The organism is Thermostichus sp. OS-CIW-20 (assembly GCF_054061455.1).
The window spans coordinates 31,363-43,511 of sequence record NZ_JBSSEF010000025.1 but is presented as its reverse complement, the minus strand read 5'-3'; the positions used below and the strand labels follow the sequence as shown (position 1 = coordinate 43,511).

The window sequence follows — 12,149 nt, the reverse complement described above, 5'->3', positions numbered from 1 at the left end:
GTGAAGACTTCTTTACTACTGATCAATCCATCCTCCTTCCGAAGTTGGTTTGCTAAGTGCTGCTATTGTACCCCTTGAGCCCTTAACAGGCTGTAGTGGTGGCAGTGGAAAATCACCGGCTCGCCAAAGAGAGAAATGAGCTTGCGCTCGCGGTCAAGGCGTAGATGCTCCAACATAGGTGGCTTGAGCTCGAGGCGATAGGAAGGGGCAACAGTTGACGACTTCTACAACCTTAGCCTTTAGCTAGGCAAGGCAATAGGCAAGCGCTCTACCCCCAATACCTCAGATACCGCTTTGTGGAGAATGCGGAGCTCCTGGGGGTTTAGGGTGCCTTTTTCTAGGCGGATGCGGTCAATGCCCGTTTTTAGGGACAAGCGCAGCATGACAAAGTTGGGATCCGGAGCGTAGCGCTTGGCGTAGCTAATCAAAGCCTGAGCAGTGGATAGGGTGCCGTCTTGAACAGGAGGCAGCAGCGGTTTGCCGTCGATGAGGATAGCTTTGATCCGCTCTGAAATTGCTTTGAGGTCGGTGATGGAGCGGGTCAAAAACAAAACAAAGTAGGGACTTTTGGGGAAAGACTTCAGGATCACCCGCACATGAGATGAGCCCGTTGTGAGGTAATCCGTCTCCTCCTCAGGGCTGACCGTTTGGCAAAGGCGGTTGTTGGCTTGGAGCAAATCGCTGGCGTAGGTGCCCAAAAGTTACAGCGCCTGTTCTTCCTGGGCATCGCGGGCGTAAGTTACTTTGGCTACCGTTTTGCCATCCGTGACCCGCCCTACCAAGACGGCGATGAGGCCAGGGAGCCCAGGAATATGCTGCTCAATTACACTTTGCAGGGTGCGAATAGCCATGCTCCTCTCCGAGGTTAAGACTAGGTTCTTCGCTCATTGTAGCGATTAGGAAGCCTAACCCACGAACATTTACTGATATTGACGAAGCTTTCCGAGGAGGCTCAGCCCTCGCGCCACGGATCCCAGTTCTCATGAAATTTGCCTTCCAGGATGGCCTGGCGCATCTTTTGGGTGTAGCGCATCAGCTCCGTGATGTTGTGGATGGAAAGCAAGGTGTAGCCCAGGATCTCTTGGGCGCGGATGAGGTGGCATAAATAGGCGCGGCTGAAGTGGCGGCAGGTGTAGCAGGGACAGTCGGGATCGATGGGATCCAGGCTGCGGCGGTGTTCGGCGTTCTTGATGTTCCAGCGTTGGCCGCGGCTGATCACGGTGCCGTGGCGGGCATAGCGCGTGGGAATGACGCAGTCAAACAAGTCCACGCCGGCGGCCACGGCGGCCCGCATCTCGGCATAGGTGCCCACCCCCATGAGATAACGGGGGCGATCTGCCGGCAGTAGAGGGGCTGTTTGCCGCACAACGGCGTGCATAAACTCGACCGGCTCCCCCACACTCACCCCGCCAATGGCATAGCCCGGCAGATCCAACCGACAGACCTCTTCCACTGCCCGCCGGCGCAGCTCAGGGTAAACTCCCCCCTGCACAATGCCAAACAAAGCCTGATCTGAGCGGCGATGGGCTTCCACGCAGCGCTTCAGCCATTGAGTAGTCCGCCGCACCGCTGCCGCCACCGCCTCAGGGCTAGCAGGATAGGGCGGGCACTCGTCAAAGGCCATGATGATGTCTGCCCCCAGGGCATTTTGGATCTGGATAGACAGCTCCGGGGTGAAACGGATGAGACGGCCATCGCGGGGCGAGCGAAACGTTACCCCTTCCTCGTCGATTTGGCGGATGGCGCTGAGGCTGAAGACCTGAAAGCCGCCCGAATCCGTGAGGATGGGGCCCGGCCAAGCCATGAAGCGGTGCAGCCCCCCGGCCTCTTGGATGATGCTTTCGCCAGGCTGGAGGTGGAGGTGATAGGTGTTGCTGAGGATAATGTGGGCGCCGGTTTCCTTGAGTTGGGCAGGGGTGAGGGTTTTCACATTGGCCAAAGTCCCCACCGGCATGAAGCAGGGGGTGGGGATCTCCCCGTGGGGGGTAATGAAGTATCCTGCCCGCGCCTGGGTATTGGGACAAGTGCCCTCGCAAACAAAGGTAAAAGCTGCCAAAGTTAGCGCTCTGGATCCAGTGAGTGCGCAGCCGAGCTTAGCATAAGAGTAGGATCCCTTTGCAGAACCTGCCTCTGCCCTTGACAGGGATCCCTTTTCTTGGGCAGACTTATAGATCGCTGCGGAACTGGCGGAATGGTAGACGCGCTAGATTCAGGTTCTAGTGGCAGCAATGCCATCGGGGTTCAAGTCCCCGGTTCCGCACTCCTCCAAAATGGGTTTCAGGGGATACTGCCAGGTTGTCCGGCTTCACCTCCACTTCTAGAGGGTCAGCTCCTTTTCGATTTGGCCAAGCTTGATGCGGGCAAGGGCCAAGTTGCTTTTCTCTCGATCCAGAACCAGATAGAAAAACAAACCAGAGATGTGCTGGACTAGATGCATTAGGTGGTACTGAGTCTCCAGCAGGATAAGAATCTCCTCGATTTTGTCAGTAAGCTTAAGAGACTCAGCAGCTCGCATTTTGGCGCGAATTACTTCTGTATTTCCGGCGATTGCCAGCTCCAAGTTAGCTTCAGGAAAAGCGGGGCTGTTGGTGCCCTTATATCCCAAGCACATCCCAGTTTTCCAGTCCCCCAGCGCTACCCCCAGTGCTCCATCGATGCTCAGAGCTTTTACCAAACTGTCTTGGAGTTTTTGCATAACTGAGAGTATTCCCCCTTTACAAAGCTCGTCGCTCTATAGTAAGTCTTCCGTTGAGAAATTTCAACTCGAAGCTTGCTTAATTTGCAGGAGCTAGAGTAGCTGACGCAGGCATGGTGAAAATGTAGCGAACTGAACCAATGGGAAGCTGGTTTGGGGATCGGATCCCTGTAGCTTCCGGTGGAGAGGCCTGGAAGTTATGCTGGGGTTACCTCTTTTACCTTGAGACTATCGACCTCCGAGATCGGTGGATCGGGATCCCTTTCTCTCCGCTTAGTTTGACCTATGCCTAAGGCCCCCCTCCCTCCCAACGAAAAAGAGCGGCTGGCTGCCCTGCGGCAGTACCAGATTCTCGATACGGCACCTGAAACTGCCTTTGACGAGATCGTCCGCCTTGCCGCCTACATCTGCGGCACACCTATCTCTCTGGTGACTCTCATAGACGAACACCGCCAGTGGTTTAAAGCCAAATTCGGCGTCGATGTGCAGGAGACTCCCCGGGATGTGGCCTTTTGCGCCCACGCCATCTTGTCTCCCCAAGAGCCGCTGGTGGTGCCGGATGCCACTCAGGATCCCCGCTTTGCCGACAACCCTTTTGTTACCCAAGAGCCGCACATCCGCTTCTATGCTGGCATCCCTCTGGTAACTCCAGAAGGGCAGACCCTGGGCACGCTTTGCGTTGTCGATTATCAGCCTCGGCACCTGACCCCAGAACAACTGGAGCAATTACAAGCCCTGGCCCATCAGGTGGTGGCCCAACTGGAGCTGCGCCGTACTTTGAGGGAACTGGCTCAAACGCCTCTGCTGCCTAAGTCGGGGGATACTAAACCTGCCCGCAAAAACCGCTTTCTCCTCAAAGTTACCGCCGGTTTTGGCCTGGCTGCCTTGCTTTTGGGCGGGATCACCTACTCAGCTCAGCGGAATGCCTCTCAACTGCCGCAGCTTACAGAACGAGTGGCCCACACTCTAAAAGTGATCCAAAACTTGGAAGGATTGCTGGCGGAAACCCGCGCCGCCGAGGCCGGTCAATATGGTTATCTTCTGACCAATAATCCTCGCTATCTCAGTGAGTACCAAGCCAGCCGTGATGCCACCTCCACCCATCTGCGCTTGTTGAAAGAGCTCACTGCTGACAACCCCCTGCAGCAAGAGCGTCTGAAGCGCCTAGAGCTGCTGGAGCAACGGCTACGAGTCATCCAAGACTTGATCCGGCTGAGGGAGCAAGAGGGGCTACCTGCCGTTCAGGAAGCTCTAGAAAGCAGCGAAGGGCCAAGGTTGGTGGAGCAAATTGTCGAGTTGATTCGGGTGCTGCAGCAGGAGGAAAATCGCCTTCTGCAGCAACGCAATCAGGAACTGCAGTTAACCTGGGTTAGAACCAATCTCATTGCTTTTGGCGGGCTCATTTTTACTTACCTGGTTTTGGCCTCGGTTTACTTCCTCATCCGCCGGGAGACTGCCGAGCGAGAAGAGGCAGAGCGATCCCTTAGGCAAGAGCGGGACTTTACCAACGCAGTTATCGATACAGCAGGGGCGTTGGTGGTGGTTCTGGATCCTGAGGGACACATTTTGCGCTTCAACCGCGCTGCCGAGCAGCTTTCTGGCTACTCGCTGGCAGAGGTCAAGGGCCGGCTGCTGTGGGATTTGGGTTTGATCCCGCCGGAGGACGTGCCCAGTGTAAAGCAAGCTTTTGAACAGCTCAAGGGCAACTATTCCCTCTTTTTGAATCGCCATGAGAACTTTTGGCGCACCAAGCAAGGGGCACTGCGGCTGATTGCCTGGACCAATACCGCCTTAATCGGTGCCAACGGTGAGGCAGAGTTTCTCATGAGCACTGGCATCGACATCACCGACCGCAAGCTGGCGGAGCTGGCCTTGAAAGAAAGCGAAGAGCGCTACCGGGATCTCTTTGAAAATGCCACTGACCTCATCCAAAGCGTGGATGCTGAAGGGCACTTTTTATATGTCAACCGCGCTTGGAAAGAGACCTTGGGCTATGACGAAGCTCAAGTTTATCAAATGACCCTCTTCGACATTCTCCATCCCGACTGCCGAGAGCACTGCCAGGCTCTTTTCCAGAAGCTTCTAGCAGGGGAGAAACTGGAGAGGGTAGAGACAGCTTTCCTCACGGCCACTGGTGAAACTGTTTGGTTGGAGGGCAATGTCAACTGCCGCTTTGAAGATGGAGTGATGGTGGCTACGCGAGGCATCTTCCGCAACATTACCGAGCAGAAGAAAGCGGCAGAGGAATTGGAGCGGCAAAACCGCCGGGCTCAGTTGCTAGCCAATCTCAGCTTGAAGATCCGCGAATCTTTGGATATCGCCGAGATCCTAGAGACGGCGGTAACAGAAATCCAAGCCCTGCTCAAAGCCGACCGAGTCTTGGTCTACCGCTTCCAGCCGGATGGTTCTGGGATCATCTCCAACGAGAAAACCCAGCCGGGGATCCCCTCCTTGATGGGAGAGGTGATCGAGGATCGGTGTTTTCAGGAGAAATACGTCGAGCTCTACAGCCAGGGCCGCGTTCGCGCCGTCAGCAACGTGGAGACCGAAGGGCTGGAGCCCTGTTACCTGGAGCTGCTGCGAAAAATGCAGGTCAAGGCCAACCTGGTGGTGCCCCTATTGATGGAGCAGCGGCTGTGGGGGCTGTTGCTGGCTCACCAGTGCTCGGCACCCCGCCAGTGGCAGCCGTTTGAGATTGAGCTGTTGGCGCAACTGGCTAACCAAATTGGCATTGCCCTCACCCAAGCAGCCCTTTTGGAGCGGGAGAGAAAGCGCAGCCTCGAGCTAGAACAAGCCCGCAAAGCGGCAGAGCAAGCTGCCCAGGCCAAAAGCAGCTTCTTAGCCACCATGAGCCACGAGATCCGCACTCCCATGAACGCGGTGTTGGGGATGACGGGCCTGCTGCTGGAGACGCCCCTTACCCCAGAGCAGCGGGATTTTGTGGAGACTATCCGCGTCAGTGGCGACGCGCTGCTGACTCTCATCAACGACATCCTGGACTTCTCCAAATTGGAGGCCGGGGAAATGGAGCTGGAGATCCTGGATTTCGATCTCCGCTCGTGTCTGGAAGAGGTGGCGGATCTGTTTGCCCCCACTGCCCACGCCAAGGGCCTGGAGCTGGCGGTGCTCGTGCCGCCGGAAGTGCCCCACTATCTGCGGGGGGATGCGTCGCGGCTGCGCCAAATCCTCAACAATTTGGTCAGCAACGCCATCAAGTTCACCCACCAAGGGGAGGTGGTCATCCAGGCCGAGCTGCTGCAAAAAACAGCCACCCACGTCCAACTGCGGCTCTCGGTCAGGGATACAGGGATCGGGATCCCCAAGGATGCTCAAACCAAGCTATTTCAGCCCTTTACCCAGGTGGATGCTTCCACCACCCGCAAATACGGGGGCACAGGGCTGGGCCTGGCCATTTGCAAGCAACTGACAGAGCTGATGGGAGGTCGGATCTTCCTGGAGAGCGAGGAGGGCCGCGGCAGCACCTTCAGCGTCGAGCTGACTCTGGAGCGGCAGCCCTATGCCCAGCAGCTTTCCCAGCCTTCTGCTCGTGTCCCGGTGGATTTGCAGGGCAAGCGGCTGTTGGTAGTCGATGACAACGCCACCAACCGCAAGATTGTCCGCTACCAGGCCACCGCTTGGGGCATGGTGGTGGAAGAGGCCGAGAACGCATATCAAGCTCTGGACAAGCTGCGCCAGGCTGCGCGGGAAGGGATCCCTTTCCCCTTGGCGGTTTTGGACATGCAGATGCCGGAGGTGGATGGGGAGACCCTGGGCCGCTGGATCAAGGCGGATCCCGAATTGTCCCAGACGCAACTGGTGATGATGACCTCGCTGGGGTTGGGAGAACACTCCCGCCGCGCCGCCGAAATCGGCTTTGCCGCCTACTTGGTTAAGCCGGTAAAACAAAGCCGCCTGCAGGAAGCGTTGGTCATGGCCCTGGGGAAATCTTCTGGTTTATCCACTTCGCTCTTGGGAATGAGGCCCGTCCTCCCTCAGACGACCCCCAGGGAGGATCGTCCCCGTCAATCGCTGCGCATTTTGCTGGCAGAGGATAACCCCGTCAACCAAAAGGTGGCTTTGCGCCAGCTCGAGAGTTTGGGCTACAAGGCCGATGTGGTGGCCAATGGTCAGGAGGTATTGGATCTCCTACAGCAGGTCAGATATGACCTTATTCTCATGGATTGCCAAATGCCGGTGATGGACGGCTACGAGGCCACCCGCCGCCTGCGCCAACAGGAACGGAGATCCGGCCACCGCACCGTGGTGATCGCCATTACAGCCAACGCCATGCAGGAGGATCGGGAGCGCTGCTTGCAAGCTGGCATGGACGACTATCTCAGTAAACCGGTGCTGAAGGAGGATCTGGAAAGAGTGCTCAACCACTGGAGCCAAAGGATCGCTCCCTCCGCAGCAGGAGCAGCCAATGGGCCTGCCTCGCCCGATCCCCCTTCTGCTGAGGGCGCCAACGGCAACTCTGCTCCCACGCTGCCCTACCCCATCGACGCCGCCTACTTGGATCGAGTTACCGGCGGAGACCGCCAGTTTCAGCGGGAGCTGCTGCAGGTGTTTGTCCAAGATTGCCAGAACCAGTTGCCGCACCTGCGCCAAGCGGTTACGAAAGGTGACCCTGAAGAGCTGCGGAAAGTTGCCCACCGCCTCAAAGGGGCTAGCGCCAACGTCGGGGCGAATGCCTTCTGTCAAGTGGCCCGCGAGCTGGAGCACCTAGGGGTGGGATTGGCCCAGCCGGGATCCCAGGCTGATGAGCTAGCCTGGACCAGCGCTTCCCAGAAGCTGGAGGAGCTGGAGCGGATCTTGGCCGACATTCGCCAGTACTTGCAGGATTTGGAGGCCTAGGGCTTCTTAGACTTGTCGCCCTCACCCCCAGCCCCTCTCCCAAAGGGAGAGGGGAGATGGGGATCAAGAGGAGCAAATTGGTGCAGCTGTTTGGGCCTCGTTCTGGCTCGAAATTGAGGCAAAAGCCCGGCTGCTTGATCAATCTGGGAGAGGACAGCCGGGCAGACAGTATCTAGCTAGTGCTTCAACCCGATCGATCGGGCGGGTTGGGCTTACATCAGGCCGATTTGAGAGAGGATCCCTTGGCCCGTGAGCAGCTCGGTCAAAACGCCAATTACAAAGCCCAGCATCGCCAGCCGGCCATTCCATTTTTCGGCAAAGGGCGTAAAGCCAAACTTAGCTTCTTGGTTTTCCATGGCTGCAACTCCATCAGTAGGTGACATTCCCAATGTGGCTCAGATATTAAAAAGTGTCAAGTTTTGTGTCGAGAGCTAACAAGCCGCAGGCAGTGGATCCCTAGCTGCTTTTGACGGCAGTCCAGACAGCGTCAACCAGACGTAGCTGCTCCTGCGACAGCACTTTGAGGTACTTTAGCCTGGCAAAGGTCGTCTCATCGGGATAGATAGCTGGGTTTTGGCGATCCCGGGGGTTGATCCTGGGTAGGGCAGCAGCGTTGGGGGTGGCAAAGCGGTTGTAGTTGCTCAGTTGGGCGCCAATTTCCGGCTCCAGAATGAAGTTGATGAAGCGGTTGGCCAGCTCCGGGTTAGGAGCTTTGGCAGGGATAGCCATCACGTCAAGCCAAATGTGGGCGCCCTCGCGGGGGACAAAGTAGCCAATGCTGGGATTTTCTTCGGCAGCTTGCAGGGCATCGCCGCTGTAGACAACCGCCACATTGGCTGTCCCGGAGACCAGTTGATTTTTGCCGCCCACCCCGCCAATGAGGCCGGCGCTGCGGCGTTTGGCTTGAATCAACAGCTCCTGAATCTGTTGCAGCTCCGCGGGAACGGTAGTACTGGGGTCAAAGCCCAGGTAGAAGGCGGCAGCCGCAAGCATAGAGCGCATCTCGTCGATCATCACAAAGGGGCCGTACTGCTGCTTAGGATCAAAGATCAGCCCCCAGGAACGCTCAAAGTTTTCCGGCAGGCGGTCTTTGCGGTAGCCAATGCCGGTGGTGCCCCACTGGTAGGGAACGGTGTAGGTGTTTTCTGGGTCAAAGGGCAAGCCGACAAACTTCTCGTCCAGGTTGCGGAGATTGGGAATGAGGTTTTTGTTGAGAGGCTGCAGCAGGCCCAGCTCCACCATGTTGGGCACCACATAATCGGTGGGCACGACAATGTCGTACTGGCTGACGCCGCCCCCCCGCAGCTTGGCAATCATGTCCTCGTTGGACTCGTACACACTCACCACTACGCGGCTGTTAGTGGCTTTCTCAAAGGCCGTGAGAATGGCTGGGTCAATGTATTCCGACCAGATGTAGAGTTGGAGGGTTGGTTTTCGGGCAGCAGTTCCTAAGCGCCAAAAGAAAAGTAGGGCCAGTAGACAGCAGAGCAAAGCAACGGCCGTGGCAATTCTCTTTTTCATGGGCATTTTCAAACCTAGTGGAGCTGGACGTCGCCCTTACACCTAGCCATGGATCTGGAGCGATCCTGTCCGGCCAACTGCGGTTCAAACCCCTGCTCTAGCCTACCACCTGGACTTCCCCGTTGCTGTTCTCCCCAACCAAGAAGAGCAACTGATATAGCCGCTGCTGCTCGGCAGGGTTACAGTAACGCTGTTGCTGCGTGGGCCAATCTTGGAGAGCCAGCTTCTGTTGTTCCTGCAGCCAGTTCTGCAAGCTTGAGTCGGCAGGTAGCTGGGCCTGTAGAACTTGCAAGTCGTTAAAGCGGCCCAACTGTTCCTGCAGACGCTTGAGGGCCTTCACCCAGCTTTGGAGGGTCTCTCCGTAGAAGGGGGCAAAAAACTCTAGCTGGTAGCGCAGGCGTTTGGTGGCTTTGCGCAGGTCATGCAGTTGTTCAGCCTGAGCTTCGGTTTCGGGGAAGGCCGGGATCCGCCAACCCGGCTGCAGGAACCAGGCAGCCAGCAAAGGGGCCAACAGGTGAGGCAAGCTCTCCCGGAGGGGAAGCTGGGCCGGAGGCCGGTAGCGAGGGTGCTCCAGCCACTCGGCGCAGGCTGCCTGAAACTCTTGAAAGTCGGCATCTTCCAAAATGCGACGGGAACGTTTCTCAGCTTGGGCCTGCCGCTGCCGCAGGTCTTCCTCCAACTCCTTCAGCTCTGCCTGCTCGGCTGCCGGGAGCCCCTGCCAACAGGGCTCCTGGAGGATTTCCAGCAATACGTCCAGATCCCGCTGCTGGCCCAGAGTTCTGGTCAGCTTCTGCAAACGCTTGGGTTTAAGCGGCTTGGGCAGGCGCACGGATCCCTGAAACACCTCCACCCAGGTGCCGATGCGGCGCAAGCTCACCCGGATCTGATGAAGGGATTCTGCCGCCTCCGGGTGGTGCTTGAGCACTCTCCCCACATGCTTCTGCAGCCGCTGCCATTGCTGGCTCAGCAGTTGGTGGGCCAAAGCAGCTAGCGGGGGCAAGCTTGAAGACGAGAGCAAGAGTGACTCCGAGGACTCCGTCTTGCCGAGGCTCTCAGTTTCCGATTCAGCAGCAATGAGGTCCACCGCAAGTCTCCTCTACCCACGACAACAACTCCAAAGAGCGGCAAACCCCCCTGCCCTAGCCTACCTAGGCTAGCTTGAGCCGCCCCCTGCTCCCCCCTTTTTAACCAAATCTTAACCTTTCGTCTAGGGCTTTGGGACTGCTGCCGGCAGGCGAGGCTGGACCACCGACCAGATGCGGGCAGCCACCTCCAGGGGGGATCCCTCGGCGTCAATGCGGACAATCCGCTGCGGCTCGGCAGCGGCCAGAGCTTGGAAGCCTTGGTGGACGCGGCGGTGAAACTCCAGGCGCTCCTGTTCGAGCCTGTCGGCAAGCCCAGACCTAGCTAGCCCCACCTCAGGCGGGAGATCCAGCCATAGGGTGAGATGCGGCTGCAGACCGCCGGTGGCCAAGTGGTTGAGCTGGCGGATCTTCTCCAGGTCCAGCCCCCGTCCGTAGCCCTGGTAGGCCAGGGTGGAATCGGTGAAGCGGTCGCAAACCACCACCTGGCCGGCTGCCAAAGCCGGAAGAATACACTTTTGCACATGCTCAGCCCGGTCTGCTGCGTATAGAAACAACTCTGCCAGCGGTGTCAGGGGATCCCCGTGCAACAGCAGCTCCCGCAGCGCTTCGCCCAGCGCCGTCCCTCCCGGCTCGCGGGTAGACACGCAGGCGTAGCCTTCTCGTTGCAGCCGCTCGGCCAAGAGGGCTTGCTGGGTGGTTTTGCCCACCCCCTCCCCGCCTTCTAGAGTAATGAACACGGCGCCGTCAGGGGGCTAGCGCAGATTAAGCTGCGGTTGCAAATCAAAGGAGTGGCCCGGCACCATCACGTACACGTCGGGGATGTTGGTGGGCTCCAGGTTTTGCAGGGCCAGCCCCTCCACGTTGGAGCGGAGCGCGTTGTTGACGGCGGTTTCCAGTTGGGACAAAACCTGGGCCTCATTACCCTGAGTGGCTAAGCTGGGAAACTGGTTGTAGACGGCGCGGGCCAAGCTGCTGGCCAAGGGGATCTGGATCAGGGTGAGGTTGGATCCGCCCAGTTGCGGGCCCAAGGTGTTTGCCCGCCCGCGGATGCCCAAGGCCTGCAGGGCATTGGCCGTTTGGCTGACAGGAATGGTGCAGGTATCCACTTTGTAGATGGGCACCGAGGCCACGGTGAGGGCAGAGACACTGGTGAGTTGGACCACGGTAAAGGAGGCGGTGCCGTTGTAGGCAAAGCAAAAATCCCGAAAAGCCGCCGGCACATTGGCAGCGCGAATGGGGCGCTCATCGTCAAAGCCGCCCGACTCGGCAAAGATGTTGCGGATGGCAAACCCGCCGAAGAAGGCCAGCAGGGCCACCACCAGCAGGATGGTCAGATCTGAGGAGGAGACTCCCCCTGAAGAGCTGCTGCTGCGTCCTCCCCCTCCATATCCCCCCCTGCCCCCGTAGCTGGGGGTGTAGCCGTAAGCTGCAGAACGGCTGGAGTCGCTCCGGTAGGAGCCGGCATAGGCGTCAGAGCGGGCGGATCCGTCGTAACCCCAGTTGCTGGAGATAGGGCGCCGGGGAACCAAGGCTTGTCCGGCACGGCTGGGCCGGGGCCGAGAGGACTCCGTCTCGGCACCCCGCGAAGATCCGGCGGCAGCTTCTCGGGCTGAGCTGGCCCTCTGTCCTCCGCGCCCAGAGAGACGAGCAGCGGACGTCTTGCCATCGTTTTGCCTCTCCTCATCCTCTAGCCAGTCTTCGGCACCTCCAGTGGAGGGAGTAGAGCCGTCCTCCGGCAAGGGGGGCGGGGAACGCCGGCCTTGGGACTCTGGGCTGTTGGGAGCTTGGCCGCGGCTTCCCTCGCCGGCAGCAGCCGTTGAGTCTGGAATACGGTTTGGATCCCGGCTTGGATCGCGCTCCTCAGAGAAGGTCATTCTTCAGGCTCCCAACGCAAAACTGGCACTCCCATCTTCCTGTACCGAGGAAACCTTTTGACAGGTAGGATCCACAGAGCTGCAGCCTTAGGGTTCAAGGGATCCCCCCCGCGGCCTCGT

Annotated in this window: 10 protein-coding genes and 1 tRNA gene; 2 read left to right on the top strand and 9 right to left on the bottom strand. The window is 58.5% G+C overall.

The window, feature by feature from the left end; genetic code table 11:
- Positions 1-239 precede the first annotated feature (239 nt).
- From ACVWXC_RS09575 to tgt, 3 genes are all read right to left on the bottom strand, one after another.
- Positions 240-698 carry a hypothetical protein gene (locus ACVWXC_RS09575; RefSeq protein ID WP_240527776.1) on the bottom strand — a complete coding sequence of 153 codons (459 nt, stop codon included), beginning with the start codon at positions 696-698 and terminating at the stop codon, positions 240-242.
- A gap of 3 nt (positions 699-701) precedes the next feature.
- On the bottom strand, positions 702-851 hold the full coding sequence (locus ACVWXC_RS09570) for a hypothetical protein (RefSeq protein WP_240527777.1): 150 nt from the start codon (positions 849-851) through the stop codon (positions 702-704).
- Between the two features lie 101 nt (positions 852-952).
- Complete coding sequence (gene tgt, locus ACVWXC_RS09565; RefSeq protein ID WP_457392283.1) at positions 953-2,056, bottom strand: tRNA guanosine(34) transglycosylase Tgt; 1,104 nt, start codon at positions 2,054-2,056, stop codon at positions 953-955.
- 121 nt (positions 2,057-2,177) lie between these two features.
- On the opposite strand from tgt, the gene ACVWXC_RS09560 reads away from it, so the two are divergent.
- Positions 2,178-2,260 (top strand) — tRNA-Leu (locus ACVWXC_RS09560).
- Positions 2,261-2,317: 57 nt separating this feature from the next.
- Here ACVWXC_RS09560 and ACVWXC_RS09555 read toward each other — a convergent pair.
- The gene (locus ACVWXC_RS09555; protein WP_457392286.1) at positions 2,318-2,695 is read right to left on the bottom strand and encodes a hypothetical protein; all 378 of its coding nucleotides are present in this window, start codon (positions 2,693-2,695) and stop codon (positions 2,318-2,320) included.
- A 285-nt stretch (positions 2,696-2,980) separates the two neighbouring features.
- On the opposite strand from ACVWXC_RS09555, the gene ACVWXC_RS09550 reads away from it, so the two are divergent.
- Positions 2,981-7,549 carry a response regulator gene (locus ACVWXC_RS09550; RefSeq protein WP_457392289.1) on the top strand — a complete coding sequence of 1,523 codons (4,569 nt, stop codon included), beginning with the start codon at positions 2,981-2,983 and terminating at the stop codon, positions 7,547-7,549.
- A 212-nt stretch (positions 7,550-7,761) separates the two neighbouring features.
- Here the strand turns inward: ACVWXC_RS09550 and ACVWXC_RS09545 are convergent, their stop codons facing one another.
- The 5 genes from ACVWXC_RS09545 to ACVWXC_RS09525 all read right to left on the bottom strand — a co-directional run bounded on the left by ACVWXC_RS09545 (position 7,762) and on the right by ACVWXC_RS09525 (position 12,029).
- Positions 7,762-7,905 carry a high light inducible protein gene (locus ACVWXC_RS09545; RefSeq protein ID WP_414346668.1) on the bottom strand — a complete coding sequence of 48 codons (144 nt, stop codon included), beginning with the start codon at positions 7,903-7,905 and terminating at the stop codon, positions 7,762-7,764.
- Between the two features lie 100 nt (positions 7,906-8,005).
- Positions 8,006-9,070, bottom strand: a complete 1,065-nt coding sequence (locus ACVWXC_RS09540; RefSeq protein ID WP_457392292.1) for a polyamine ABC transporter substrate-binding protein — start codon at positions 9,068-9,070, stop codon at positions 8,006-8,008.
- Between the two features lie 97 nt (positions 9,071-9,167).
- Positions 9,168-10,154 carry a CHAD domain-containing protein gene (locus tag ACVWXC_RS09535; RefSeq protein ID WP_457392295.1) on the bottom strand — a complete coding sequence of 329 codons (987 nt, stop codon included), beginning with the start codon at positions 10,152-10,154 and terminating at the stop codon, positions 9,168-9,170.
- 123 nt (positions 10,155-10,277) lie between these two features.
- Complete coding sequence (tmk, locus tag ACVWXC_RS09530) at positions 10,278-10,892, bottom strand: dTMP kinase (protein WP_457392298.1); 615 nt, start codon at positions 10,890-10,892, stop codon at positions 10,278-10,280.
- Positions 10,893-10,907: 15 nt separating this feature from the next.
- Positions 10,908-12,029, bottom strand: coding sequence for a hypothetical protein (locus ACVWXC_RS09525; protein ID WP_457392301.1), 1,122 nt, complete (start codon positions 12,027-12,029; stop codon positions 10,908-10,910).
- Positions 12,030-12,149: the final 120 nt, after the last annotated feature.

Coding starts and splice junctions, on each gene's coding strand:
- ACVWXC_RS09570 (WP_240527777.1), bottom strand. CDS start 851: ATGGCTATTCGCACCCTGCAAAGTGTAATTGAGCAGCATATTCCTGGG.
- ACVWXC_RS09555 (WP_457392286.1), bottom strand. CDS start 2,695: ATGCAAAAACTCCAAGACAGTTTGGTAAAAGCTCTGAGCATCGATGGA.
- ACVWXC_RS09550 (WP_457392289.1), top strand. CDS start 2,981: ATGCCTAAGGCCCCCCTCCCTCCCAACGAAAAAGAGCGGCTGGCTGCC.
- ACVWXC_RS09545 (WP_414346668.1), bottom strand. CDS start 7,905: ATGGAAAACCAAGAAGCTAAGTTTGGCTTTACGCCCTTTGCCGAAAAA.
- ACVWXC_RS09540 (WP_457392292.1), bottom strand. CDS start 9,070: ATGAAAAAGAGAATTGCCACGGCCGTTGCTTTGCTCTGCTGTCTACTG.
- ACVWXC_RS09525 (WP_457392301.1), bottom strand. CDS start 12,029: ATGACCTTCTCTGAGGAGCGCGATCCAAGCCGGGATCCAAACCGTATT.